Here is a 22,757-nt window from a genome sequence, read left to right on the forward strand (position 1 = left end):
GAATTCTCGGAAATGAAGCCGGCCCGCAGAGGAGGGGCCCTGTCCCCCATTCAGACTTCCGGAATGGGCGCGCGCATTTAACGCCTTTTTCATGTCCTTGACTACTGGACCCCTATCTGGCAAAGAGTGAAAACGCTTGCAAGTCGATTTTGTTCAGGGAGATCAAGATGCGACGCCTCGACCGGACCCTGCCTGGCCCCTTCGCCTGGCTGGCGCTGCTGGTGTTGGCCTGGCCATTGGCCACGCCCGCGCAGGACCTGCAGGGCCCCGGCTTCGCCTATTACGAAATCGGCGATCTGGAATCCCCGCGTCCCGGTCCGCGCGCGCCCGCCATGATGCTGATGGGCGGTGGCGAGTGGGTGCCGGAGGCCTTCCAGTGGTGGCTGAAGCAGGCCGGCAATGGCCGTGTGCTGATTCTGCGCGCCTCCGGTGGCGACGAACTGCAGGACCGCCTGTACCGCGAGATCGGCGGCACTACCGCAGTGCAGACCCTGGTCTTCGACAGCCGCCGCGGTGCCGATGATCCGGCGGTGCTGCGCGTGGTCGCCGCGGCCGATGCCATCTTCATTGCCGGCGGCGACCAGTCCCGCTATATCCGCTTCTGGAAGGGCACCGCACTCAACCGTGCACTCAACGCCCATGTGCGCGCCGGCAAGCCGATTGCCGGTACCAGCGCTGGCCTGGCCATCCTCGGCGGCTATGCCTATGGCGCCATGGATGGCGGCAGCATCACCTCGGCCGGTGCGCTGGCCGACCCGATGGGCAGTGCCGTGACCCTGGACAGCGGCTTCCTGCAGATGCCCTACCTGCAGCGCGTGGTCACCGACACCCATTTCGACAAGCGTGACCGGCTCGGTCGCCTGATCGTGTTCGTGGCACGTGCCGCCCAGGACAGCGGCGACCCTGACATCGTCGGCATCGGCGTCGATGAGGACACCGCCCTGTGCGTTGAGCCCGATGGCCGGGCCCAGGTCTACAGCGCAGATGGCGAAGGCAAGGTCTGGGTGGTCAGCCCCGGCCGCGACGCCGACCGCCTGGTGGAGGGCGAGCCGCTGCGCTTCCATGCGGTGCCGGTGACGGTGGTCGCCAGCGGCAGCCGCATGCGGCTGGATGATTTCCAGGCCGAGGCCGATTACCAGGCCGTGGCCGACGTCAGCGACGGCGAGATTGAGTTCACGCTTCGGTAGTACCGGCCGCTGGCCGGCAACCCACCTTCCTGATGCGACCGGTGCCGGCCAGCGGCCGGCACTACCGGTGCAATCCTTTCACTACACCTGCTGGAGATGTACCCGATGAAACTGCGCCTGGTGCTGTCCGCGCTGCTGTCCCTGCCGTTGCTTGCCCAGGCCGCTCCGGCCGCCTCGCCGTTGCTGGTCATCCACGGCGGCGCCGGTGTCGAGCGCAAGGACCTGTCGCCGGCTGAAGAGAAGGCCGCGCGCGACGCGTTGCGCGCGGCGCTGCTGAAGGGCCATGCCGAACTGGCGGCCGGTCGCCCGGCGCTTGCAGCCGTCACTGCGGCAATCACCGTGCTGGAGGACGATCCGACCTTCAACGCCGGCAAGGGCGCGGTGTTCACCCATGACGGCCACAACGAACTGGATGCCGCAGTGATGGATGGCGCCACCCTGGCTGCAGGTGCGGTGGCCGGCGTGCAGCGGGTGCGCAACCCGATCCTGCTGGCCCAGGCCGTGATGCAGAAGTCCAGGCACGTGATGATGGTCGGGCAGGGTGCCGAGGCATTCGCGGTGGAGCAGGGCATCGGCCTTGTCGATCCATCCTACTTCCGTACCGACAAGCGCTGGCAGCAACTGCAGCGCGCATTGAAGGAAGAGGCCAGTGGCCAGGCGCACGCCGACCTGGAGACCGCAAGGCACTTCGGCACGGTGGGCGCGGTTGCCCTGGATGCGCAGGGGCAGCTTGCCGCCGGCACCTCCACCGGTGGCATGACCAACAAGCGCTATGGCCGTGTGGGTGATTCGCCGATCATCGGCGCCGGTACCTGGGCCGACGCGGGCTGCGCGGTATCGGGCACCGGCTGGGGCGAGTACTACATCCGGACTGCGGCCGCGCACGAGATCTGTGCGCGCATGCGCTACCAGCGGCAGACGCCGGAGCAGGCCGGCAGGGGCGTGATCAACGAGATGATTCCGAAGATGGGCGGCGACGGCGGCGCGATCGTGCTTGCCGCAGACGGAAAAATGGCCATGCCGTTCAACACCCGGGGCATGTATCGGGGCTGGATCGGCGCCGACGGCGTCCCCCATGTCGCAATTTTCGCCAGCGAGACCCTGCCGGTTCCTGGGCAATAACCTTGCGTATCAATGGGTTTGCGACAACGTGTGAAAAAGATGGAAAAAAGCGTTGACAGCCCCCCGCCTGATCAGCAGAATAAGCGGCTCACCACCACACACCGCAACGCTTCGGCGGCAACGGGTTGGGGTGGTAAGGAGGGATACCCAAGCGGCCAACGGGGGCAGACTGTAAATCTGCTGGCTTACGCCTTCGGTGGTTCGAATCCACCTCCCTCCACCAGTTTCACGTTGTGACATTCCCGGCGCGGGAGTAGTTCAATGGTAGAACCTCAGCCTTCCAAGCTGATGGTGCGGGTTCGATTCCCGTCTCCCGCTCCATTGAATGAACTTTGAATATTATCGAGTTCATGTCATAATGCAAAACTCGGCTCACGTAGCTCAGTCGGTAGAGCACTTCCTTGGTAAGGAAGAGGTCGAAGGTTCGATTCCTTTCGTGAGCACCATCTTAAGCATCACCTCTCAGACGAATTCGAGATAAGCAGCCATGGCCAAGGGTAAGTTCGAGCGCACCAAGCCGCACGTCAACGTCGGCACCATCGGTCACGTCGACCACGGCAAGACCACGCTGACCGCCGCACTGACCAAGATCGGTGCCGAGCGCTTCGGTGGCGAGTTCAAGGACTACTCCTCGATCGACGCCGCGCCGGAAGAAAAGGCGCGTGGCATCACGATCTCGACCGCGCACGTCGAATACGAATCCCCGACCCGTCACTACGCCCACGTTGACTGCCCGGGCCACGCTGACTACGTCAAGAACATGATCACCGGTGCCGCCCAGATGGACGGCGCGATCCTGGTGTGCTCGGCCGCTGACGGCCCGATGCCGCAGACCCGTGAGCACATCCTGCTGTCGCGCCAGGTCGGCGTGCCGTACATCGTCGTGTTCCTGAACAAGGCCGACATGGTGGACGACGCCGAGCTGCTCGAGCTGGTCGAGATGGAAGTGCGCGAGCTGCTGAGCAAGTACGAGTTCCCGGGCGACGACACCCCGATCATCGCCGGTTCGGCCCGTCTGGCGCTGGAAGGCGACCAGAGCGACATCGGCGTGCCGGCCATCCTGAAGCTGGTCGACGCGCTGGACAGCTGGATTCCGGAGCCGGAGCGTGCGATCGACAAGCCGTTCCTGATGCCGGTGGAAGACGTGTTCTCGATCTCGGGCCGCGGCACCGTGGTGACCGGTCGTATCGAGCGCGGCGTGATCAAGGTTGGCGACGAAATCGAAATCGTCGGCATCCGTCCGGTGCAGAAGACCACCGTGACCGGCGTTGAAATGTTCCGCAAGCTGCTGGACCAGGGTCAGGCAGGCGACAACGCTGGCCTGCTGCTGCGCGGCACCAAGCGTGACGACGTCGAGCGTGGCCAGGTGCTGGCCAAGCCGGGCACGATCAAGCCGCACACCAAGTTCGAAGGCGAAGTGTACGTCCTGTCGAAGGACGAGGGCGGCCGCCACACCCCGTTCTTCAACGGCTACCGTCCGCAGTTCTACTTCCGCACCACCGACATCACCGGCGCCGCCAAGCTGCCGGAAGGCGTCGAAATGGTGATGCCGGGTGACAACGTCAAGATGGAAGTCACCCTGATCAACCCGGTGGCCATGGACGAAGGTCTGCGCTTCGCCATCCGCGAAGGCGGCCGTACCGTCGGCGCCGGCGTGGTCTCGAAGATCATCGAGTAAGCCTGCAGTACCGGTGGTTGCATAGCGCCGCCGGTTACGCGAATGGCGGGCCGGGAACCTCGGTCCGCCTTCGCCGTCTAAGGGAAGGCAAGTTTTCAACGTACGCCAGTAGCTCAATTGGCAGAGCAGCGGTCTCCAAAACCGCAGGTTGGGGGTTCGAGTCCCTCCTGGCGTGCCATCTGCCCACCTTATCCAGCGGCCTGGGCCGCTAAAGCAGACACAGCCGGATGAATAGCAAGATCGAACACTCCAAGGACAACTCCGCCAACGGTGGAGATATCGTCAAGTATGTCGCCGCATCGCTGCTGGTGCTGGCCGGTCTGTTCGTCTGGTTCTGGTTCTCCGCGGACTCCGGTCGCGCCGCCCAGCTGGGTGCGTGGGCGGGTCAGTTGCGTGCATTGGCGGTCGTGGTCGGTCTGGTTGGCGGTATCGGCGTGTTCATGCTGACCGGCAAGGGGCGCGACACCCGCGAATTCCTCTCCGAGTCGCGCTTCGAACTGCGCAAGGTGGTCTGGCCGACGCGCCAGGAAGCCGTCCGCATGACCTGGGTCGTGATCGTCGTGGTGCTCATCCTCAGCCTGCTGCTGGGTGGCTTCGACTTCCTGATCCAGAAACTGACTCAGTGGTTCCTGAGCCGCTAAGGAGAATTGCATGAAGCGTTGGTACGTCGTTCACGCCTATTCGGGCTTCGAGAAGTCGGTGGCGCAGGCTCTGCGCGATCGCATCGTCCGTGATGGCATGGAAGAGCGCTTCGGCGACGTCCTGGTCCCGACCGAGGAAGTGGTCGAGATGCGCGCCGGCCAGAAGCGCCGTTCCGAGCGCAAGTTCTTCCCGGGTTACGTGCTGGTCCAGATCGAGACCCACGAGGAAGCCGGCATTCCGCGCATCGACAACGAAAGCTGGCATCTGGTCAAGGAAACCCCGCGGGTCATGGGCTTCATCGGCGGCACCGCTGATCGCCCGCTGCCGATCGCCGATTCCGAGGCCGAGGCCATCCTGAACCGCGTTCAGGAGGGTGTCGAGAAGCCGCGTCCGAAGGTGCTGTTCGAGCCGGGCCAGATGGTCCGCGTCACCGACGGTCCGTTCAACGATTTCAATGGCGTCGTCGAAGAAGTCAACTACGAGAAGAGCCGTCTGCGCGTCTCGGTGCTGATCTTCGGTCGTGCCACTCCGGTCGAGCTCGAGTTCGGCCAGGTCGAAAAGGCCGTCTGACCTGTCCTGTCGAGTCGAGCCATGCTCGACTCCGGGGTCTGGATGGTGCGGTAGTCGGGCATGGCTCGACTCTCCAAAGGGAACCGGGCCTGGCCCGGTTCCGTTCGTTTACCTGCCGCTTCAGGCATGTGAAGAAAAAACCTGTTATAGTGCGCGGCTCCCCGCTGGGGAAGCCAGCAGGACGAGGCCGCCGCAAGGTGGCCTTCAGCATGATTTCAAAACGCGATGCCGGGACGCGTGATTCCCGGTCCGATGGGGAGCCTGTTGTCGAAAGGCGCTAGCACCCGGAGAGCACTCACATGGCAAAGAAAGTTGTCGGTTACATCAAGCTGCAGGTGAAGGCCGGTCAGGCCAACCCCTCGCCGCCGGTCGGTCCTGCGCTGGGTCAGCGTGGCCTGAACATCATGGAATTCTGCAAGGCGTTCAACGCTGCCACGCAGAAGCTCGAGCCGGGTCTGCCGGTTCCGGTGATCATCACGGCCTATTCGGACCGTACGTTCACCTTCATCACCAAGAGCACCCCGGCTACCACCCTGCTGAAGAAGGCCGCTGGCATCTCGTCGGGCTCCAAGCGCCCGAACACCGAGAAGGTCGGCAAGGTCACCCGTAAGCAGCTGGAAGAGATCGCCAAGGCGAAGGAACCGGATCTGACTGCCGCCGACCTGGACGCCGCCGTGCGTACCATCGCTGGCTCTGCCCGTTCCATGGGCCTCGTGGTGGAGGGTTAATAAGATGGCACAGACCAAGCGTGAGAAGGCCATCAAGGCCGCCGTCGTTCCGGGCAAGGCATACGCCTTCGAGGACGCGATCAACATCCTGAAGACCGCCACCAAGGCCAAGTTCGTCGAGTCGATCGACGTCGCCGTGCGCCTGGGCGTCGATGCGAAGAAGTCCGACCAGCAGGTCCGTGGCTCCACCGTGCTGCCGGCCGGTACCGGCAAGTCGGTCCGCGTCGCCGTGTTCGCTCCGGCCGGTGCCAAGGCTGACGAAGCCCTGGCTGCTGGCGCCGACGCCGTCGGTATGGATGACCTGGCCGAGAAGATGCAGGCCGGCGATCTGAACTACGATGTCGTCATCGCGACCCCGGACGCCATGCGCGTCGTCGGTAAGCTGGGCACCGTGCTGGGCCCGCGCGGCCTGATGCCGAACCCGAAGGTCGGCACCGTTTCCCCGAACCCGGGTGAAGCCGTGAAGAACGCCAAGTCGGGTCAGGTCCGTTACCGTACCGACAAGGCCGGCATCATCCACTGCACCATCGGCAAGGCCGACTTCGCCGAAGACGCGCTGAAGTCGAACCTGACCGCGCTGCTGCTGGACCTGATCAAGGCCAAGCCGGCCACCTCGAAGGGCACCTACCTGCAGAAGGTTTCGGTCAGCTCGACGATGGGCCCGGGCGTCACCGTCGACCAGTCGTCGCTGACCCTGAAGTAATTGTTTCAAGCGGTCACGGTGCCCCGGGTGCCGTGACCGTGACATTTGAAGGCATCGCTGGCAGTGCATCGCCCGCGGTAGCCGTCAAAGACCGCAGGCGCGGTCGTGGCAATACCGGCGACGGGCATGGAAGCTCGATCTGGCAAGGAGTCGCCGCCGGAGCAGTCAGGAGCGCTTAATCGATTCCCCGGAATCACCCTGCGTAGATGGTGCCCTTCTGGAGTTTTTCTGGTTCACGCACGTCTGGGTTTCCCAGGTTGGCCCACTCCAGGTCTAGAACGGCCCACCCCCGGAACATCATCCCGATGTTCCCGGCGTCCAGGACGGATGCCGCACAGGACCGCACACGGCAGGAGCCGTAAGCGGAGTTCAATAGGAGGAGTGCAATGGCTCTCAATCTGTCCCAGAAGCAAGAAGTAGTCGCCGAGCTGGCAGACGTCGCCGCCAAGGCCCACTCCTTGATCGCAGCCGAATACGCTGGCACCACGGTCGCCCAGATGACCGCGATGCGCAAGCAGGCTCGTGAAACCGGTGTTTTCTTGAAGGTTGTCAAGAACACCCTGGCTTCGCGCGCCGTTGAAGGCACCGAGTTCGCAGTCGCCCAGGACCAGATGGTTGGTCCGCTGCTGTACGCGTTCTCGCTCGAGGAGCCCGGCGCTGCCGGTCGCCTGATCAAGGAAGCCGCCAAGGGCAACGACAAGCTGAAGGCTAAGGTCGTCGCCATCGGTGGTGAAGTGTTCCCGGCGAGCCACGTCGACGTGCTGGCATCGCTGCCGACCCGCGACCAGGCCCTGGCCATGCTGGCCCGCGTCCTGACCGAGCCGGTCACGATGTTTGCCCGCGCCATCAAGGCCGTTGGCGAGAAGCAGGGGGGTGGCAATGTCGCCGCTGACGCTGCCGAGCCGGCCGCCGAGACCGCCTGAGTTTCGACTTACCGTGGTTCCTGACGGGACCTCAATCCAGAAAATCATCCAAAGGTATTAATCATGTCCCTTACCAACGAACAGATCGTCGACGCCATCGCCGAGAAGTCCCTGATGGAAGTGATGGAGCTGGTCAAGGCCATCGAAGAGAAGTTCGGCGTCTCCGCCGCTGCTCCGGTTGCCGTGGCTGCTGCCGCTGGCCCGGCTGCTGCTGTTGAAGAGCAGACCGAATTCGTCGTCACCCTGAAGACTGCCGGCGAGAAGAAGGTCGAAGTCATCAAGGCCGTCCGCGCCATCACCGGCCTGGGCCTGAAGGAAGCGAAGGACCTGGCCGAAGCCGGCGGCGTCCTGAAGGACAACGCTTCGAAGGAAGAAGCCGAGAAGATGAAGAAGGACCTGGAAGCTGCTGGCGCGACTGTCGAAGTCAAGTAAGCAGTTACCTTGCATCGTCACCGATTCGCGGCGATGCAGCCAAGGCTGGGGGCGTAAGCCCCCGGCCTTTGGTCGTTGTTGCGGTGTTGTAGATCCGCGCCATGCGTGGATGTGAAAAAAACAGGAAAAAGCCCAACACAGGCTGCAGTCAAACCCCGGCAGGCCAGCGCCGAGCGCGGCAGCGGGGAGTGGTAGCAGACGAGTTGGCAGTTGGAAGTAGCGGGAGAAGGCGTGCTGGTGCCGGCAATACCAGCGACTTCCAACTGACAATTTCAAGTTCCCTTCGGATCGTGGGCGCACGATCCGCACAACAAGGTGGAAGACCTCATGACGTCCTATTCGTTCACCGAAAAAAAGCGTATCCGCAAGGATTTCGGCAAGCAGCGCTCGATTCTCGAAGTGCCGTTCCTGCTCGCCATCCAGGTGGATTCCTATCGTGAATTCCTGCAGGAAAACGTCGATCCGGCCAAGCGCACGGACCACGGCCTGCACGCTGCGCTGAAGTCGGTCTTCCCGATCGCCAGCTACAGCGGCAACGCTGCCCTGGAATACGTCGGCTACAAGCTGGGCGAACCGGTCTTCGACGAGCGTGAGTGCCGCCAGCGCGGCATGAGCTACGGCGCCCCGCTGCGCGTGACCGTGCGCCTGGTGATCTACGACCGTGAGTCGTCGACCAAGGCCATCAAGTACGTGAAGGAGCAGGAGGTCTATCTGGGCGAAATCCCGCTGATGACCGAGAACGGCACCTTCATCGTCAACGGCACCGAGCGCGTCATCGTCTCCCAGCTGCACCGCTCGCCGGGCGTGTTCTTCGACCACGACCGTGGCAAGACCCACAGCTCGGGCAAGCTGCTGTACAGCGCCCGCATCATTCCTTACCGCGGCTCCTGGCTGGACTTCGAGTTCGACCCGAAGGACGCGCTGTTCACCCGTATCGACCGCCGCCGCAAGCTGCCGGTGTCGATCCTGCTGCGCGCGCTCGGCTACAGCAACGAAGAGATGCTGGCCGAGTTCTTCGAGATCAACACCTTCCACATCAACCCGGATGAAGGCGTCCAGCTGGAGCTGGTGCCGGAGCGCCTGCGTGGCGAGACCCTGGGCTTCGACCTCGCCGACGGCGACAAGGTCATCGTGGAAGCCGGCAAGCGCATCACCGCGCGTCACATCAAGCAGCTGGAAGCCTCGGGCATTGCCGCCCTGGCCGTGCCGGACGACTACATCGTCGGCCGCATCCTGTCGCACGACGTGGTCGATGCCTCGACCGGCGAACTGCTGGCCCAGGCCAACGACGAGATCACGGACGAGCAGCTGCAGGCCTTCCGCAAGGCCGGTGTGGATGCCGTGGGCACCCTGTGGGTGAACGACCTGGATCGTGGCCCGTACCTGTCCAACACCCTGCGTATCGACCCGACCAAGACCCAGCTGGAAGCCCTGGTCGAGATCTACCGCATGATGCGTCCGGGCGAGCCGCCGACCAAGGATGCCGCGCAGAACCTGTTCCACAACCTGTTCTTCACCTTCGAGCGCTACGACCTGTCCGCGGTCGGCCGCATGAAGTTCAACCGTCGCGTGGGCCGCAAGGAAACCACCGGCGAAGCCGTGCTGTACGACAGCAAGTACTTCGGCGAGCGCAACGACGAAGAGTCCAAGCGCCTGGTCGCTGCCCACGGCGAAAGCTCCGACATCCTGGACGTGATCAAGGTCCTGACCGAGATCCGCAACGGTCGCGGCGTGGTCGACGACATCGATCACCTGGGCAACCGTCGCGTGCGTTCGGTCGGCGAAATGGCCGAGAACGTGTTCCGCGTCGGCCTGGTCCGCGTCGAGCGTGCGGTCAAGGAGCGCCTGTCGATGGCCGAGTCGGAAGGCCTGACCCCGCAGGAACTGATCAACGCCAAGCCGGTCGCCGCTGCCATCAAGGAGTTCTTCGGCTCCTCGCAGCTGTCGCAGTTCATGGACCAGAACAACCCGCTGTCGGAAGTGACCCACAAGCGTCGCGTCTCGGCCCTGGGCCCGGGCGGCCTGACCCGTGAGCGCGCCGGCTTCGAAGTGCGCGACGTGCACCCGACCCATTACGGCCGCGTCTGCACCATCGAAACCCCGGAAGGCCCGAACATCGGCCTGATCAACTCGCTGGCCGTGTACGCCCGCACCAACAAGTACGGTTTCCTCGAGACCCCGTACCGCAAGGTCGTGGACGGCAAGGTCTATGACGAAGTCGAGTTCCTGTCGGCCATTGAAGAGAACGAGTACGTCATTGCGCAGGCCAACGCGCTGACCGACGCCAAGGGCACCCTGACCGAGCAGTTCGTTCCGTGCCGCTTCCAGGGCGAGTCGCTGCTGAAGCCGCCGGCGGAAGTCCACTTCATGGACGTTTCGCCGATGCAGACCGTCTCGATCGCGGCCGCGCTGGTTCCGTTCCTGGAGCACGATGACGCGAACCGCGCACTGATGGGCGCCAACATGCAGCGTCAGGCCGTGCCGACCCTGCGTTCGCAGAAGCCGCTGGTCGGTACCGGCATCGAGCGCGCCGTGGCGCGTGACTCGGGTGTGACCGTGAACGCCCGTCGTGGTGGTGAGATCGTGCAGATCGACGCCGCCCGCATCGTGGTCAAGGTCAACGAGGAAGAGATCGTTGGCGCCACCGACGCCGGCGTGGACATCTACAACCTGGTCAAGTACACCCGGTCGAACCAGAACACCTGCATCAACCAGCGTCCGCTGGTCCAGGTGGGTGACGTCATCGCCCGCGGCGACGTGCTGGCCGACGGTCCGTCCACCGACATCGGCGAGCTGGCCCTGGGCCAGAACATGCTGATCGCGTTCATGCCGTGGAACGGCTACAACTTCGAAGACTCCATCCTGCTCTCCGAGCGCGTGGTGGAAGAGGATCGCTACACCACGATCCACATCGAAGAGCTGACCTGCGTCGCGCGTGACACCAAGCTGGGGCCGGAGGAAATCTCCGCCGACATCCCGAACGTCTCCGAGCAGGCGCTGAACCGCCTGGACGAGAGCGGCGTGGTGTACATCGGTGCAGAAGTGCGCGCTGGCGACATCCTGGTCGGCAAGGTCACCCCGAAGGGCGAAAGCCAGCTGACCCCGGAAGAGAAGCTGCTGCGCGCGATCTTCGGCGAGAAGGCTTCGGACGTTAAGGACAGCTCGCTGCGCGTTCCGCCGGGCATGGACGGCACCGTCATCGACGTGCAGGTCTTCACCCGCGACGGCATCGAGAAGGACAAGCGCGCCCGCCAGATCGAAGAGTCCGAAATCAAGCGCGTCAAGAAGGACTTCGATGACCAGTTCCGCATCCTGGAAGCGGCCATCTACATGCGTCTGCGTTCGCAGATCGTGGGCAAGGTGGTCAATGGTGGTGCTGGCCTGAAGAAGGGTGACGTGATCACCGACGCCTTCCTCGACGGCCTGAAGAAGTCTGACTGGTTCGCCCTGCGCATGAAGGACGAGGACGCCTCGGAAGCCATCGAGCGCGCCCAGAAGCAGATCCAGGCGCACGAGAAGGAATTCGAGCGTCGCTTCGCCGACAAGCGCGGCAAGATCACCGCGGGCGACGATCTCGCCCCGGGCGTGCTGAAGATGGTCAAGGTGTTCCTGGCGGTGAAGCGCCGCATCCAGCCGGGCGACAAGATGGCAGGCCGCCACGGCAACAAGGGTGTGGTGTCCAACGTGGTGCCGGTCGAGGACATGCCGTACATGGCCTCGGGCGAGACCGTGGACATCGTGCTGAACCCGCTGGGCGTGCCGTCGCGTATGAACATCGGCCAGATCCTGGAAGTGCACCTGGGCTGGGCCGCCAAGGGTCTGGGTCGCAAGATCCAGGCGATGCTGGAAGCCCAGGCGGCGGTCGCCGACCTGCGCAAGTTCCTGGACGACATCTACAACCACGACGACACCAACGTGGCCAACCGTGTCGACCTGTCGCAGTTCAGCGACGAGGAACTGCTGCGCCTGGCCCGCAACCTGACCGACGGCGTGCCGATGGCCACCCCGGTGTTCGACGGCGCCACCGAAGCGGAAATCAAGCGCATGCTGGAACTGGCCGACCTGCCGAGCAGTGGCCAGACCCAGCTGTACGACGGCCGCACCGGTGAAGCCTTCGACCGCCATACCACCGTCGGTTACATGCACTACCTGAAGCTGAACCACCTGGTCGACGACAAGATGCACGCCCGTTCGACCGGTCCGTACTCGCTCGTCACCCAGCAGCCGCTGGGCGGCAAGGCGCAGTTCGGCGGCCAGCGCTTCGGTGAAATGGAAGTCTGGGCGCTGGAAGCCTACGGCGCGGCCTACACCCTGCAGGAAATGCTGACGGTGAAGTCCGATGACGTGCAGGGCCGCAACCAGATGTACAAGAACATCGTCGACGGCGAGCACGAGATGGTCGCGGGCATGCCGGAATCCTTCAACGTGCTCGTGAAGGAAATCCGCTCGCTGGCCATCAACATGGAACTGGAAGACAACTGATCCATGCCGGCGCGGCGGTCCGCCGCCGCGCCGCTGGCAGTGAACTGAAAGCCCATCGACACAGCATTCCTCCTTCTGGAGAACACCATGAAAGACCTGCTCAACCTCTTCAACCAGCAGCGCCAGACGCTGGACTTCGACGCGATCAAGATCGCGCTGGCCTCGCCGGACCTGATCCGTTCGTGGTCCTTCGGCGAAGTGAAGAAGCCGGAAACCATCAACTACCGTACCTTCAAGCCGGAACGCGACGGCCTGTTCTGCGCCGCCATCTTCGGCCCGGTGAAGGACTACGAGTGCCTGTGCGGCAAGTACAAGCGCATGAAGCACCGCGGCGTGGTCTGCGAAAAGTGCGGTACCGAAGTGACCCTGGCCAAGGTGCGCCGCGAGCGCATGGGCCACATCGACCTGGCCTCGCCGGTCGCGCACATCTGGTTCCTCAAGTCGCTGCCGTCGCGCATCGGCCTGATGCTGGACATGACCCTGCGCGACATCGAGCGCGTGCTGTACTTCGAAGCGTACGTGGTGACCGAGCCGGGCCTGACCGCCCTGGAGCGCCGCCAGCTGCTGACCGAGGAACAGTACCTGCAGGCGCGCCAGGAACACGGTGACGACTTCGACGCCGCCATGGGCGCCGAGGCCGTCTACGAACTGCTGCGCACGATCGACCTGCAGTCGGAGATGACCCGCCTGCGCGAGGAAATCGCCGCTACCGGTTCGGAAACCAAGCTCAAGCGCCTCACCAAGCGCATCAAGCTGATCGAAGCCTTCCTGGAATCGGGCAACCGTCCGGAATGGATGGTCATGACCGTGCTGCCGGTGCTGCCGCCGGACCTGCGTCCGCTGGTCCCGCTGGATGGCGGCCGCTTCGCGACCTCCGACCTGAACGACCTGTACCGCCGCGTCATCAACCGCAACAACCGCCTGCGCCGCCTGCTCGAACTGAGCGCGCCGGACATCATCGTGCGTAATGAAAAGCGCATGCTGCAGGAATCGGTCGATGCGCTGCTGGACAACGGCCGCCGCGGTCGTGCCATCACCGGCACCAACAAGCGCCCGCTGAAGTCGCTGGCCGACATGATCAAGGGCAAGCAGGGCCGCTTCCGCCAGAACCTGCTCGGCAAGCGCGTCGACTACTCGGGCCGTTCGGTCATCGTGGTCGGCCCGTACCTGCGCCTGCACCAGTGCGGCCTGCCGAAGAAGATGGCGCTTGAGCTGTTCAAGCCGTTCGTCTTCGCCAAGCTGCAGCGTCGTGGCCTGGCCACCACCATCAAGGCCGCCAAGAAGCTGGTCGAGCGCGAAGAAGCCGAAGTCTGGGACATCCTGGAAGAGGTCATCCGCGAGCATCCGGTGATGCTGAACCGTGCGCCGACCCTGCACCGCCTGGGCATCCAGGCGTTCGAGCCGGTACTGATCGAGGGCAAGGCCATCCAGCTGCACCCGCTGGTCTGCACCGCGTTCAACGCCGACTTCGACGGTGACCAGATGGCCGTCCACGTGCCGCTCTCGCTGGAAGCCCAGCTGGAAGCGCGTGCGCTGATGATGTCGACCAACAACATCCTGTCGCCGGCCAACGGCGAGCCGATCATCGTGCCGTCGCAGGACGTCGTGCTGGGTCTGTACTACATGACCCGCTCGCTGGAGAACAAGAAGGGCGAGGGCATGGCCTTCGCCAACATCGCCGAAGTCAAGCGCGCCTACGACAACCGCGTGGTGGAACTGCACGCCAAGGTCAAGGTCCGCATCACCGAGGTGGTGACCGACGAAGACGGCAACAAGCAGAACAAGACCTCGATCGTGGACACCACGATCGGTCGCGCCCTGCTGGCTGAAATCCTGCCGGAAGGCCTGCCGTTCGCGCTGGCCAATGTCGAGCTGACCAAGAAGAACATCAGCCGCCTGATCAACTCCAGCTACCGCCAGCTCGGCCTGAAGGACACGGTCGTGTTCGCCGACAAGCTGATGTACACCGGCTTCGCCTATGCGACCCGCGCCGGCGTCTCGATCGGCATCGACGACATGCTGATCCCGGACGAGAAGAAGGGCATCCTCACCGAGGCCGAAGCCGAAGTGCTGGAAATCCAGGAGCAGTACCAGTCGGGCCTGGTCACCGCCGGCGAGCGCTACAACAAGGTGGTCGACATCTGGTCGCGCACCAACGAGCGCATCGCCAAGGCGATGATGGACACCATCGGTACCGAGAAGGTCGTCAATGCCAAGGGCGAGACCATCGACCAGAAGTCGATGAACTCGCTGTACATCATGGCCGACTCCGGTGCGCGTGGTTCGCAGGCGCAGATCCGTCAGCTGGCCGGCATGCGTGGCCTGATGGCCCGCCCGGACGGCTCGATCATCGAGACGCCCATCAAGGCGAACTTCCGCGAAGGCCTGAACGTGCAGGAGTACTTCAACTCCACCCACGGTGCCCGTAAGGGTCTGGCCGATACCGCGCTGAAGACCGCGAACTCGGGTTACCTGACCCGTCGCCTGGTCGACGTGGCGCAGGACGTGGTGATCACCGAAGTGGATTGCGGTACCACCGAAGGCCTGATCATGACCCCGATCGTGGAAGGCGGCGACGTGGTCGAGCCGCTGAAGGATCGCGTGCTGGGCCGCGTGGTTGCCGAGGACGTGTTCCTGCCGGGCAACGACGAAGATCCGATCGTCACCCGCAACACCCTGCTGGACGAAGCCTGGGTTGCCAAGCTGGAAGATGCCGGCGTGCAGACCATCAAGGTCCGCTCGACCATCTCCTGTGAATCGGCCTTCGGTGTCTGCTCGCGCTGCTACGGCCGCGACCTGGCGCGTGGCCACCTGGTCAACATCGGTGAAGCGGTCGGCGTCATCGCCGCCCAGTCCATCGGTGAGCCGGGTACCCAGCTGACCATGCGTACGTTCCACATCGGTGGTGCGGCGTCGCGAGCTGCTGCGGTCGACAACATCACCGTCAAGACCACCGGCTCGGTCAAGTTCAGCAACCTCAAGTCGGTCGAGCACGCCAACGGCTCGCTGGTGGCGGTGTCGCGCTCGGGCGAAATCTCGGTGCTCGATGCGCACGGCCGTGAGCGTGAGCGTTACAAGCTGCCGTACGGTGCGACCATCACGTCCAAGGACGGTGATGCGATCAAGGCGGGCCAGACCGTGGCCAACTGGGATCCGCATAACCACCCGATCGTGTCGGAAGTGGCCGGCTTCATCCGCTTCATCGACTTCGTCGACGGCGTCACCGTCATCGAGAAGACCGACGAGCTGACCGGCCTGGCCTCGCGCGAAATCACCGATCCGAAGCGTCGTGGTACCCAGGCCAAGGACCTGCGCCCGATCGTGCGCATCGTCGACGCCAAGGGCAACGACCTGTCGATCCCGGGCACCGACCTGCCGGCGCAGTACCTGCTGCCGCCGCGTTCGATCGTCAACCTGCAGGACGGCGCCCCGGTGGGCGTGGGCGACGTTGTCGCCAAGATCCCGCAGGAAGCGTCGAAGACCCGCGACATCACCGGTGGTCTGCCGCGCGTGGCCGACCTGTTCGAAGCGCGCAAGCCGAAGGATCCGGCGGTGCTGGCCGAGCGTTCGGGCATCATCAGCTTCGGCAAGGACACCAAGGGCAAGCAGCGCCTGATCATCAAGGACACCGATGGTTCGGAGCACGAAGAGCTGATCCCGAAGTACCGCCAGGTCATCGTGTTCGAAGGCGAGCATGTCACCAAGGGTGAAACCATCGTGGACGGCGAGCCGAGCCCGCAGGACATCCTGCGCCTGCTGGGTGTCGAGCCGCTGGCTGCCTACCTGGTCAAGGAAATCCAGGACGTGTACCGCCTGCAGGGCGTGAAGATCAACGACAAGCACATCGAGGTGATCACCCGCCAGATGCTGCGCAAGGTCGAGATCACCGACCAGGGCAGCAGCAAGTTCCTGAACGGCGAACAGGTGGAGCGCCAGCGCGTTATCGAGGAGAATGCGCGCCTGTCGACCCGCAACGAACTGCCGGCGCGCTTCGATCCGGTCCTGCTGGGCATCACCAAGGCCTCGCTGGCAACCGAATCGTTCATCTCGGCGGCCTCCTTCCAGGAGACCACCCGAGTGCTGACCGAGGCTGCCGTCCGCGGTACCAAGGACAACCTGCGTGGCCTGAAGGAAAACGTCATCGTCGGCCGCCTGATTCCGGCCGGTACCGGCCTGTCCTACCACAGCAGCCGCCGTCGCGGCGCGACCGGTCTCACCGACTCGGAAATGCAGACCCTGGCCGGCACCCCGGCTGCGGTGGAGTCCCCGGTGGTTGAAGCCGAAGCTGAACAGGCCTCGGGCGAAGAATGAGGTATCCGGTCCGGCCGCAAGGCCGGACCACCCCATCGGTCCATCGATGGGATTGGGAAAGGGCAGGGGAGGTCGTCCGTGATCGACCCAGCCAATCTGAACGGGGTACATGGAGGCCCCCCAGTAACGTCCCGGGATCAGGGACGGGCTTGACAGGAGGCGTTTGACTGCTTTCCTTGCAGGTTGCTACAATCGTCTGTCTCAGCAGGCCAAAATTTCGGCCTGCTTTAACATTTCCGCATCTCTGGTCGGATTTTCCGGCCACCAATCAGAAGAACCTACTGATGGCGACGATCAACCAGCTGGTCCGCAAGCCGCGGCAAGCGACCACCTACAAGAGTGCCTCGCCGGCGCTCGACAAGTGCCCGCAGCGCCGTGGCGTCTGCACCCGTGTCTACACCACCACTCCGAAGAAGCCGAACTCGGCTCTGCGCAAGGTTGCCAAGGTCCGCCTGACCAACCAGGAAGAAGTGATTTCCTACATCGGTGGTGAAGGCCACAACCTGCAGGAGCACTCCGTGGTCCTGATCCGCGGCGGTCGCGTCAAGGACCTGCCGGGTGTGCGTTACCACACCGTTCGTGGCTCGCTCGACGCCGCCGGCGTTGCCAAGCGTCGCCAGGCCCGTTCCAAGTACGGCGCCAAGCGTCCGAAGGCATAAGGAGAGAGCACTATGTCGCGTAAGGGTAATACTCCGCAGCGTTCCGTCCTGCCCGATCCGAAGCACGGAAGCGAAACCATCGCCCGCTTCATCAACATGGTCATGCAGAGCGGCAAGAAGTCCGTCGCCGAAAAGATCGTGTACGGCGCCATGGACGTGATCACCGAGAAGAACAGCAGCGCCAACGCCATTGAACTGGTGCAGAAGGCTCTGGACAACGTCGCTCCGGCGGTCGAAGTCAAGTCGCGCCGCGTCGGTGGTGCCACCTACCAGGTGCCGGTCGAAGTGCGTTCGTCGCGCAAGATGGCCCTGGCCATGCGCTGGCTGATCGACTCCGCGCGCAAGCGTGGTGAGAACACCATGCCGAAGAAGCTGGCTGCTGAACTGATCGACGCCTCGGAAAACCGCGGCGGCGCCATCAAGAAGCGCGAAGAAACCCACCGCATGGCCGAAGCCAACAAGGCATTCGCCCACTACCGCTGGTGAGTTTGACGGCCTTGTAAAACAGGCAGGGCAGCACCACTTCGGTGCGTGCTGCCTCGCGGTCCCAGAAGGACTGCGCCAATCCGAAGGCCGCCGAAAGGCGGCGTTCGGCCATCCGAAATCCAAGAAATCTGAGAGGCTCCCGTGGCCCGTTCCACTCCCATCGAGCGTTACCGTAACTTCGGCATCATGGCTCACATCGATGCCGGCAAGACCACCACGTCCGAGCGCATCCTGTTCTACACCGGCAAGAGCCACAAGATCGGTGAAGTGCACGACGGCGCCGCCACCATGGACTGGATGGAGCAGGAGCAGGAGCGTGGCATCACGATCCAGTCCGCTGCCACCACCGCGTTCTGGAAGGGCATGGACAAGTCCCTGCCGGAGCACCGCTTCAACATCATCGACACCCCCGGGCACGTCGACTTCACCATCGAAGTGGAGCGTTCGCTGCGCGTGCTCGACGGTGCCGTCTTCGTCCTGTGCGCCGTCGGTGGCGTGCAGCCGCAGTCGGAAACCGTGTGGCGCCAGGCCAACAAGTACCACGTGCCGCGCATCGCGTTCGTCAACAAGATGGACCGCACCGGTGCCAACTTCCAGAAGGTCGTCGGCCAGCTGAAGGCCAAGCTGGGTGCGGTTGCCGTGCCGATGCAGCTGCCGATCGGCGCTGAAGACAACTTCAAGGGCGTCGTCGACCTGCTGAAGATGAAGGCCATCCACTGGGATGAAGCTTCGCAGGGCATGAAGTTCGAATACAGCGACATCCCGGCCGAACTGCAGGGCCCGGCTGAAGAGGCTCGCCAGTTCATGGTCGAGACCGCTGCCGAAGCCAGCGAAGAGCTGATGGAAAAGTACCTGGGCGGCGAAGAGCTGGCCGAGGCTGAAATCATCAGCGCCCTGCGTACCCGCACCCTGGCCACCGAGATCGTGCCGATGTACTGCGGCTCGGCCTTCAAGAACAAGGGTGTGCAGGCCATGCTGGACGGCGTGATCCAGCTGCTGCCGTCGCCGGTCGACGTGCCGGACGTGAAGGGCGTGGACGTTGACGACGACACCGTCGAAATGACCCGCAAGTCGGACGACAAGGCTCCGTTCTCGTCGCTGGCCTTCAAGATCATCACCGACCCGTTCGTCGGCGCGCTGACCTTCTTCCGTGTCTACTCGGGCACCCTGAACGGTGGCGACACCGTGCTGAACTCGGTGAAGGGCAAGAAGGAGCGCATCGGCCGCATCCTGCAGATGCACTCGAACAACCGCGAGGAAATCAAGGAAGTTCTGGCCGGTGACATTGCCGCTGCCGTGGGCCTGAAGGACACCACCACCGGTGACACCCTGTGCGCCGTGGACGCCCCGATCATCCTGGAGCGCATGACGTTCCCGGAGCCGGTGATCTCGATGGCCGTCGAGCCGAAGACCAAGTCGGACCAGGAAAAGATGGGCCTGGCCCTGGGCCGTCTGGCACAGGAAGATCCGTCGTTCCGCGTCAAGACCGACGAAGAATCCGGCCAGACCATCATCTCGGGCATGGGCGAGCTGCACCTGGACATCATCGTTGACCGCCTGAAGCGCGAGTTCAACGTTGAAGCCAACGTCGGCGCGCCGCAGGTGGCCTACCGCGAAACCATCACCCTGGCTGACGTCAAGTCGGACTACAAGCACGCCAAGCAGTCCGGTGGTAAGGGTCAGTACGGTCACGTCGTGATCGAACTGTCGCCGATCACTGCTGCCGACCGTGCCGATCCGAAGATCGCTCCGATGATCAAGGACGACTTCCTGTTCATCAACGACATCACCGGCGGCGTGATCCCGAAGGAATTCATCCCGTCGGTCGAGAAGGGCCTGCGCGAAACCATCACCAGCGGCCCGCTGGCTGGCTTCCCGGTCGTGGACGTCAAGGTGAAGCTGGTGTTCGGTTCGTACCACGACGTCGACTCCTCGGAAATGGCGTTCAAGCTGGCTTCGTCGATGGCCTTCAAGCAGGGCTTCGCCAAGGCCAAGCCGGTGCTGCTGGAGCCGATCATGAAGGTCGAGATCGTGACCCCGGAGGATTACCAGGGTGACGTGATGGGCGACGTCAGCCGTCGTCGCGGCGTGCTGCAGGGTTCCGACACCACCGGTGACGGTTCGGCCAGCATCATCAACGCGATGATCCCGCTGGGTGAAATGTTCGGCTACGCCACTGCACTGCGTTCGCAGACCCAGGGCCGCGCCACCTTCACCATGGAATTCGATCACTACGAGCCGGCTCCGACCAACATCGCCGAAGCCGTCATGAAGAAGGGCTGAGCCTCGCTCAGCCTCTCTTGAAACCACTTACGAACAATCAAGGTATAGAACAATGGCAAAGGGTAAGTTCGAACGCACCAAGCCGCACGTCAACGTCGGCACCATCGGTCACGTCGACCACGGCAAGACCACGCTGACCGCCGCACTGACCAAGATCGGTGCCGAGCGCTTCGGTGGCGAGTTCAAGGACTACTCCTCGATCGACGCCGCGCCGGAAGAAAAGGCGCGTGGCATCACGATCTCGACCGCGCACGTCGAATACGAATCCCCGACCCGTCACTACGCCCACGTTGACTGCCCGGGCCACGCTGACTACGTCAAGAACATGATCACCGGTGCCGCCCAGATGGACGGCGCGATCCTGGTGTGCTCGGCCGCTGACGGCCCGATGCCGCAGACCCGTGAGCACATCCTGCTGTCGCGCCAGGTCGGCGTGCCGTACATCGTCGTGTTCCTGAACAAGGCTGACATGGTGGACGACGCCGAGCTGCTCGAGCTGGTCGAGATGGAAGTGCGCGAGCTGCTGAGCAAGTACGAGTTCCCGGGCGACGACACCCCGATCATCGCCGGTTCGGCCCGTCTGGCGCTGGAAGGCGACCAGAGCGACATCGGCGTGCCGGCCATCCTGAAGCTGGTCGACGCGCTGGACAGCTGGATTCCGGAGCCGGAGCGTGCGATCGACAAGCCGTTCCTGATGCCGGTGGAAGACGTGTTCTCGATCTCGGGCCGCGGCACCGTGGTGACCGGTCGTATCGAGCGCGGCGTGATCAAGGTTGGCGACGAAATCGAAATCGTCGGCATCCGTCCGGTGCAGAAGACCACCGTGACCGGCGTTGAAATGTTCCGCAAGCTGCTGGACCAGGGTCAGGCAGGCGACAACGCTGGCCTGCTGCTGCGCGGCACCAAGCGTGACGACGTCGAGCGTGGCCAGGTGCTGGCCAAGCCGGGCACGATCAAGCCGCACACCAAGTTCGAAGGCGAAGTGTACGTCCTGTCGAAGGACGAGGGCGGCCGCCACACCCCGTTCTTCAACGGCTACCGTCCGCAGTTCTACTTCCGCACCACCGACATCACCGGCGCCGCCAAGCTGCCGGAAGGCGTCGAAATGGTGATGCCGGGTGACAACGTCAAGATGGAAGTCACCCTGATCAACCCGGTGGCCATGGACGAAGGTCTGCGCTTCGCCATCCGCGAAGGCGGCCGTACCGTCGGCGCCGGCGTGGTCTCGAAGATCATCGAGTAATCTGGTAGTATCAGCGCCCCGATGTTGCCTGGGTAGGGCATCGGGGCGTATCAAATGGGAAAGCAGGCACAGGATGTGCCTTGTGTTCCCCGGACCAGGAAGGGTCAATGCCATTCAGGCGGCGTCAACAGGCGACTGTTGACAGCTGCCTTGCGTGCCATTATGCTTCTACGTCTGGGCAGGCCGGGTAACTGGTCTGCCTACGTTTTTGAGGTCCATGGATTGACCTTGGCGGCCTGCAGGACTGCGGGCCGTCCGTATTCAGGAATTTCATGGGACAAAGCAACCCAGAGGCTTTGTCTGTCGCTCTTTTAACGAAGGAACCTACCGCCATGGCGGACCAAAAGATCCGGATCCGGCTGAAAGCGTTCGATCATCGTCTGATCGACCGTTCGGCCAGCGAGATCGTTGAAACGGCAAAGCGGACCGGCGCGCAAGTGCGTGGCCCGATCCCGCTGCCGACCAAGATCGAGCGTTACACCGTTCTCGTTTCCCCGCACGTCGACAAGGACGCGCGTGACCAGTACGAGACCCGCACGCACAAGCGCGTGCTCGATATCGTTGACCCGAATGACAAGACCGTGGACGCGCTGATGAAGCTCGAACTGGCTGCCGGCGTCGACGTTCAGATCAAGCTGACCTGAGGACTACGACCATGACGAAGAAGTATTCGTTGGGCTTCGTGGGCCGCAAGGCCGGCATGAGCCGCGTGTTCACTGAAGATGGCCGCTCCATCCCGGTGACCCTGATCGAAGCAACCCCGAACCGCATCGCGCAGATCAAGACCGTCGAAACCGACGGCTACAGCGCCGTGCAGGTGACCGTCGGCGCGCGTCGCGCTGCCCTGGTCAACAAGCCGGAAGCCGGCCACTTCGCCAAGGCGAAGGTGGAAGCGGGTCGTGGCCTGTGGGAATTCCGCGTTGAAGACGCGCAGCTCGGCGATTTCGCCGTTGGCGGCGAAGTCAAGGCGGACATCTTCGAAGTCGGCCAGATCGTCGACGTCCAGGGTGTCACCAAGGGTAAGGGCTTCCAGGGCACCATCAAGCGCCACAACTTCCGTATGGGCGATGCAACCCACGGTAACTCGCTGTCGCATCGCGCGCCGGGTTCGCTGGGTCAGCGCCAGACCCCGGGTCGCGTTTTCCCGGGCAAGAAGATGTCGGGCCACATGGGCGCGGTGCAGCAGAGCACCCAGAACCTGGAAGTGGTCAAGGTCGACGTCGAGCGCGGTCTGATCGCGGTTCGCGGCGCCGTTCCGGGCGCGGCGGGTGGCGATGTGATCGTCCGTCCGGCGAGCAAGGCATAAGG

At 63.7% G+C, this 22,757-nt stretch carries 17 protein-coding genes and 4 tRNA genes; all 21 read left to right on the top strand.

Annotated elements, in window-relative coordinates; translation table 11 throughout:
- Positions 1-167 precede the first annotated feature (167 nt).
- The 21 genes from PEM_RS02220 (at position 168) to rplC (ending at position 22,755) form a co-directional block, all read left to right on the top strand.
- Complete coding sequence (locus PEM_RS02220) at positions 168-1,187, top strand: cyanophycinase (protein WP_053499349.1); 1,020 nt, start codon at positions 168-170, stop codon at positions 1,185-1,187.
- A 105-nt stretch (positions 1,188-1,292) separates the two neighbouring features.
- On the top strand, positions 1,293-2,309 hold the full coding sequence (locus PEM_RS02225) for an isoaspartyl peptidase/L-asparaginase (RefSeq protein ID WP_005415406.1): 1,017 nt from the start codon (positions 1,293-1,295) through the stop codon (positions 2,307-2,309).
- Positions 2,310-2,446: 137 nt separating this feature from the next.
- Positions 2,447-2,532, top strand: a tRNA-Tyr gene (locus PEM_RS02230).
- Positions 2,533-2,556: 24 nt separating this feature from the next.
- A tRNA-Gly gene (locus tag PEM_RS02235) sits at positions 2,557-2,630 on the top strand.
- 49 nt (positions 2,631-2,679) lie between these two features.
- Positions 2,680-2,755 (top strand) — tRNA-Thr (locus PEM_RS02240).
- Positions 2,756-2,796: 41 nt separating this feature from the next.
- Positions 2,797-3,987: an elongation factor Tu gene (tuf, locus tag PEM_RS02245; RefSeq protein WP_065178958.1), complete on the top strand. Its 1,191-nt coding sequence runs from the start codon at positions 2,797-2,799 to the stop codon at positions 3,985-3,987.
- A 102-nt stretch (positions 3,988-4,089) separates the two neighbouring features.
- A tRNA-Trp gene (locus PEM_RS02250) sits at positions 4,090-4,165 on the top strand.
- A 49-nt stretch (positions 4,166-4,214) separates the two neighbouring features.
- A complete protein-coding gene (secE, locus tag PEM_RS02255) occupies positions 4,215-4,628 on the top strand; it encodes a preprotein translocase subunit SecE (RefSeq protein WP_004145202.1) in 414 nt (137 codons plus the stop codon).
- A 10-nt stretch (positions 4,629-4,638) separates the two neighbouring features.
- Complete coding sequence (nusG, locus tag PEM_RS02260) at positions 4,639-5,199, top strand: transcription termination/antitermination protein NusG (RefSeq protein WP_004154362.1); 561 nt, start codon at positions 4,639-4,641, stop codon at positions 5,197-5,199.
- Positions 5,200-5,498: 299 nt separating this feature from the next.
- Positions 5,499-5,927 (top strand): 50S ribosomal protein L11, encoded by a 429-nt coding sequence (rplK, locus tag PEM_RS02265; protein ID WP_004145248.1) that lies wholly within the window; start codon positions 5,499-5,501, stop codon positions 5,925-5,927.
- 4 nt (positions 5,928-5,931) lie between these two features.
- The gene (rplA, locus tag PEM_RS02270) at positions 5,932-6,630 is read left to right on the top strand and encodes a 50S ribosomal protein L1 (RefSeq protein WP_005415407.1); all 699 of its coding nucleotides are present in this window, start codon (positions 5,932-5,934) and stop codon (positions 6,628-6,630) included.
- Positions 6,631-7,016: 386 nt separating this feature from the next.
- Positions 7,017-7,553, top strand: a complete 537-nt coding sequence (rplJ, locus tag PEM_RS02280; RefSeq protein WP_111129452.1) for a 50S ribosomal protein L10 — start codon at positions 7,017-7,019, stop codon at positions 7,551-7,553.
- A 63-nt stretch (positions 7,554-7,616) separates the two neighbouring features.
- The gene (rplL, locus tag PEM_RS02285; RefSeq protein WP_005415408.1) at positions 7,617-7,985 is read left to right on the top strand and encodes a 50S ribosomal protein L7/L12; all 369 of its coding nucleotides are present in this window, start codon (positions 7,617-7,619) and stop codon (positions 7,983-7,985) included.
- Between the two features lie 327 nt (positions 7,986-8,312).
- Positions 8,313-12,467, top strand: a complete 4,155-nt coding sequence (gene rpoB / locus PEM_RS02290; protein WP_005415409.1) for a DNA-directed RNA polymerase subunit beta — start codon at positions 8,313-8,315, stop codon at positions 12,465-12,467.
- An 87-nt stretch (positions 12,468-12,554) separates the two neighbouring features.
- On the top strand, positions 12,555-16,778 hold the full coding sequence (gene rpoC, locus PEM_RS02295) for a DNA-directed RNA polymerase subunit beta' (protein ID WP_005415410.1): 4,224 nt from the start codon (positions 12,555-12,557) through the stop codon (positions 16,776-16,778).
- Between the two features lie 284 nt (positions 16,779-17,062).
- Complete coding sequence (gene rpsL / locus PEM_RS02300) at positions 17,063-17,437, top strand: 30S ribosomal protein S12 (RefSeq protein ID WP_004145320.1); 375 nt, start codon at positions 17,063-17,065, stop codon at positions 17,435-17,437.
- A 12-nt stretch (positions 17,438-17,449) separates the two neighbouring features.
- Complete coding sequence (rpsG, locus tag PEM_RS02305) at positions 17,450-17,923, top strand: 30S ribosomal protein S7 (protein WP_004145321.1); 474 nt, start codon at positions 17,450-17,452, stop codon at positions 17,921-17,923.
- Between the two features lie 141 nt (positions 17,924-18,064).
- The gene (gene fusA / locus PEM_RS02310; protein ID WP_005415411.1) at positions 18,065-20,206 is read left to right on the top strand and encodes an elongation factor G; all 2,142 of its coding nucleotides are present in this window, start codon (positions 18,065-18,067) and stop codon (positions 20,204-20,206) included.
- A gap of 52 nt (positions 20,207-20,258) precedes the next feature.
- The gene (gene tuf / locus PEM_RS02315) at positions 20,259-21,449 is read left to right on the top strand and encodes an elongation factor Tu (RefSeq protein ID WP_065178958.1); all 1,191 of its coding nucleotides are present in this window, start codon (positions 20,259-20,261) and stop codon (positions 21,447-21,449) included.
- Positions 21,450-21,781: 332 nt separating this feature from the next.
- Positions 21,782-22,093, top strand: a complete 312-nt coding sequence (rpsJ, locus tag PEM_RS02320) for a 30S ribosomal protein S10 (RefSeq protein WP_005408208.1) — start codon at positions 21,782-21,784, stop codon at positions 22,091-22,093.
- Positions 22,094-22,104: 11 nt separating this feature from the next.
- Positions 22,105-22,755: a 50S ribosomal protein L3 gene (gene rplC / locus PEM_RS02325; RefSeq protein ID WP_004145336.1), complete on the top strand. Its 651-nt coding sequence runs from the start codon at positions 22,105-22,107 to the stop codon at positions 22,753-22,755.
- Positions 22,756-22,757 lie beyond the last annotated feature (2 nt).

This window comes from Stenotrophomonas sp. Pemsol, assembly GCF_003586545.1.
Lineage (GTDB): Bacteria > Pseudomonadota > Gammaproteobacteria > Xanthomonadales > Xanthomonadaceae > Stenotrophomonas > Stenotrophomonas sepilia.

What these genes read in the sequence shown, in the direction of transcription:
- PEM_RS02220 (WP_053499349.1), top strand. Translation starts at nt 168, where the DNA reads ATGCGACGCCTCGACCGGACCCTGCCTGGCCCCTTCGCCTGGCTGGCG.
- PEM_RS02225 (WP_005415406.1), top strand. Translation starts at nt 1,293, where the DNA reads ATGAAACTGCGCCTGGTGCTGTCCGCGCTGCTGTCCCTGCCGTTGCTT.
- tuf (WP_065178958.1), top strand. Translation starts at nt 2,797, where the DNA reads ATGGCCAAGGGTAAGTTCGAGCGCACCAAGCCGCACGTCAACGTCGGC.
- secE (WP_004145202.1), top strand. Translation starts at nt 4,215, where the DNA reads ATGAATAGCAAGATCGAACACTCCAAGGACAACTCCGCCAACGGTGGA.
- nusG (WP_004154362.1), top strand. Translation starts at nt 4,639, where the DNA reads ATGAAGCGTTGGTACGTCGTTCACGCCTATTCGGGCTTCGAGAAGTCG.
- rplK (WP_004145248.1), top strand. Translation starts at nt 5,499, where the DNA reads ATGGCAAAGAAAGTTGTCGGTTACATCAAGCTGCAGGTGAAGGCCGGT.
- rplA (WP_005415407.1), top strand. Translation starts at nt 5,932, where the DNA reads ATGGCACAGACCAAGCGTGAGAAGGCCATCAAGGCCGCCGTCGTTCCG.
- rplJ (WP_111129452.1), top strand. Translation starts at nt 7,017, where the DNA reads ATGGCTCTCAATCTGTCCCAGAAGCAAGAAGTAGTCGCCGAGCTGGCA.
- rplL (WP_005415408.1), top strand. Translation starts at nt 7,617, where the DNA reads ATGTCCCTTACCAACGAACAGATCGTCGACGCCATCGCCGAGAAGTCC.
- rpoB (WP_005415409.1), top strand. Translation starts at nt 8,313, where the DNA reads ATGACGTCCTATTCGTTCACCGAAAAAAAGCGTATCCGCAAGGATTTC.
- rpoC (WP_005415410.1), top strand. Translation starts at nt 12,555, where the DNA reads ATGAAAGACCTGCTCAACCTCTTCAACCAGCAGCGCCAGACGCTGGAC.
- rpsL (WP_004145320.1), top strand. Translation starts at nt 17,063, where the DNA reads ATGGCGACGATCAACCAGCTGGTCCGCAAGCCGCGGCAAGCGACCACC.
- rpsG (WP_004145321.1), top strand. Translation starts at nt 17,450, where the DNA reads ATGTCGCGTAAGGGTAATACTCCGCAGCGTTCCGTCCTGCCCGATCCG.
- tuf (WP_065178958.1), top strand. Translation starts at nt 20,259, where the DNA reads ATGGCAAAGGGTAAGTTCGAACGCACCAAGCCGCACGTCAACGTCGGC.
- rpsJ (WP_005408208.1), top strand. Translation starts at nt 21,782, where the DNA reads ATGGCGGACCAAAAGATCCGGATCCGGCTGAAAGCGTTCGATCATCGT.
- rplC (WP_004145336.1), top strand. Translation starts at nt 22,105, where the DNA reads ATGACGAAGAAGTATTCGTTGGGCTTCGTGGGCCGCAAGGCCGGCATG.